This window comes from Sulfurovum zhangzhouensis (assembly GCF_030347965.1).
In the GTDB taxonomy this organism is placed as follows: Bacteria; Campylobacterota; Campylobacteria; order Campylobacterales; family Sulfurovaceae; genus Sulfurovum; species Sulfurovum zhangzhouensis.
This window is the reverse complement of sequence record NZ_JAQIBD010000015.1, coordinates 1-536: the sequence shown is the minus strand read 5'-3', so window position 1 is coordinate 536 and position 536 is coordinate 1. Positions and strand designations below refer to the sequence as shown.

Here is a 536-nt window from a genome sequence, read left to right as displayed (position 1 = left end):
GGTTATTTCCGTGTGATTTACGGGTAAAGTCGAGGCCCACCCTCAATGGCCGTTGAGGGCCTTCATGCAGCAGCTCGATTGTGTGCCGGCTCCTCTTACGAGAGACCGATAACAAGTGGGTAGCGCTGCATGACTCCTTAGCAATAACTCGAATAGTCATCGGGGCCTCGAGCCCGCATAGCAAGGCAGAGTCAGCTTATTATGAGTAACATGGAAAGCCAAATTGAAATCAATGTCGGCGTCGATGTCGGCAAATCCACTCTCGATATCGTCCTGCATCCGCTGGGCCTCCATTTCCAGATTTCGAACGATGAGGAACAGATCCTCAAGATCGTCCAGGTGCTTAAAACCCACAATATCAAACGCATCGTTGTCGAAGCCACAGGTCGCTATGAACATGCTTTTGTCTTCGCTTGCGACCAGGCCGATCTACCCATTGTAGTCGTCAACCCGATCAGTGTCCGACGCTATGCCCAGGCGATCGGTGTACTGGCCAAGACCGACAAGCTCGATGCCTTTGTCATCGCCCGCTTCGC

Annotated in this window: 1 protein-coding gene; it reads left to right on the top strand. The window is 52.6% G+C overall.

From position 1 onward, the window contains the following. Window positions 1–210: 210 nt before the first annotated feature. Window positions 211–536, top strand: a 326-nt coding sequence (locus PGH07_RS11420) for an IS110 family transposase (protein WP_289414628.1), incomplete at its 3' end; no start/stop codon positions are given.